This window comes from Paenibacillus sp. OT2-17 (assembly GCF_009827695.1).
Lineage (GTDB): Bacteria > Bacillota > Bacilli > Paenibacillales > Paenibacillaceae > Paenibacillus > Paenibacillus polymyxa_B.
In genome coordinates, this window is the sequence record NZ_WUDQ01000640.1 from 1 (window position 1) to 1,979 (window position 1,979).

A 1,979-nucleotide genomic window follows, 5' to 3' on the forward strand; every position below is an offset into this window, starting at 1 on the left:
TGCGTTCAAGCTGCCTTTGTGCTCTAACAGACCGAAGATGTCCTCACTCACACATTCAGTTTCCTCAAAGTGGTAGCTTCCTCGCTCTAAAGCGGGAGTCTGAAATGTAAGCTGACCGCCCCCTTTTAGACTGGGAATGACACTGTCCTCAAACGACCAGGATTCACCTGTATGCCGCTTGAGGACCTCACGGACAATGACATAGGGTAACGGAAGAAAACCAGGAATGCTGAGGCTCAGCTTTACATGCACCTGATCTCCCGCATGCAGCAGTTCTCCAAACTCCGAGCCTTGCGAAAGCTGCCGGGAGCCTTGCACACGGCGAACTCCGCTCAGACCAACGATCCATAAATAAACGATTAACAGCGTAACCATAGACAACAGCATGACCGACGTCTTGCCGCCCTGAAACAACAAATATAGCAGGCACACCACCCATATGACCACCAGAAGCCAGATGCGGCCTGACAGCCGGGGAAGCCTGCGCTTCCTTTTGACCATATTCATTCCCTAAGGACGCTCCATTCGTACGGGTACATGAACCTGCCGAAGGACAGCTTGGAGCACGGACTGAGCATTGGAACTATCCAGACGCGCCTCGGGACGCAGCAACAAACGATGCGTTAGCACATAAGGTGCCAGCGCCTTCACATCATCAGGCAGCACATAGTCACGGTTGTCCAGAAAAGCGTATGCCTTCGCAGCCATTACAAAAGCAAGCGCCGCCCGGGGGCTAGCTCCCAGCAGCACGGATGGATGTTCTCTTGTCGCACGCACGATATCAAGTAAATAGGACGTCACTGCTTCGTCCATATAAATTCCTCTAATTTCCTGCTGGATGTCAGCAACCTGCTCCATATGAGCTACAGCCTCCAGACGGTCTGCTGGCTGGCCTGCCTGATGATGAAGCAGCATGTTTCGCTCCGTCTCCATGTCAGGATAACCCAAGCTGATTTTGAGCATAAAACGATCTAACTGTGCTTCCGGCAACATATAAGTGCCTTCAAAATCAATCGGATTTTGTGTCGCACACAGCATAAAAGGATGAGGCAACATATGCGTGTCCCCATCCACCGTCACACTGCGTTCCTCCATAACCTCCAGCAGAGCCGACTGGGTTTTCGTCGTCGCTCGGTTAATTTCGTCCGCCAGCAAAATATTAGTCATCACAGGACCCGGACGGAAATAAAAACGCTCGTCCCGTGGATGAAATATGGATACCCCTGTAATATCACTCGGGAGAATATCAGGATTACATTGAACACGGCGGTAATCGCCGCGCATGGATTTGGCAAGAGCCTTGATCATTTGCGTTTTCCCCGTACCCGGAACGTCCTCGATCAGAATGTGTCCACCCGCCAGCATAGCCGTAAGCAGTAATTTTATTTCAAAGGATTTACCTAATATACATGATTCCAGATTAGAACGGATTGCAGATACAATCTGCACAGATTCTTGACGTACGGGCATAGCTCTGTAAACCTCCTAGATAGCAACATGTTTCCTATTATTGTACATGAAGGTGGGCACAGAGTACACTCAACCCCCTGCCCGTATTATTCATACTCCATCCTTCTTTCGATCTTTCATGTGCCGAACAATTAAAAACCCTTCGGACATTAATCCGAAGGGCACATGTATACAGTTATTTATTTTACTATGTCAAATCTAAAGTACGCTGCCTTTATATGCTTCCTTTTGGACGAACAAACAAGCATGCCAGAAAAGAGAAAATAATCGCAGAGGAAATTCCTGCACTTGTCAGACTAAAGATCCCTGTAATGACACCCAACCATCCGTCCTTCTCCAATTCGGTTAATGCGCCGTGTACAAGTGAGTTACCAAAACTGGTAATTGGAATAGTCGCACCCGCCCCTGCAAATTTAATAAGCGGATCGTATATCCCAACAGCATCAGCAATTGCACCTGCAACTACCAACGTACTCATCGTATGTGCCGGCGTCATTTTGAACACATCC

General features: G+C 48.7%; 2 protein-coding genes and 1 pseudogene. All 3 read right to left on the reverse strand.

The genetic code is table 11. The features are described 5' to 3' along the window. Window positions 1-507 (reverse strand): annotated as a pseudogene (locus GRP75_RS25595) (DUF58 domain-containing protein); the annotation flags it as partial. A gap of 3 nt (window positions 508-510) precedes the next feature. Next, on the reverse strand, window positions 511-1,470 hold the full coding sequence (locus GRP75_RS25600) for an AAA family ATPase (protein WP_028540432.1): 960 nt from the start codon (window positions 1,468-1,470) through the stop codon (window positions 511-513). Between the two features lie 214 nt (window positions 1,471-1,684). After that, window positions 1,685-1,979, reverse strand: a 295-nt coding sequence (locus tag GRP75_RS25605; RefSeq protein WP_160790734.1) for a SpoVA/SpoVAEb family sporulation membrane protein, incomplete at its 5' end; no start/stop codon positions are given.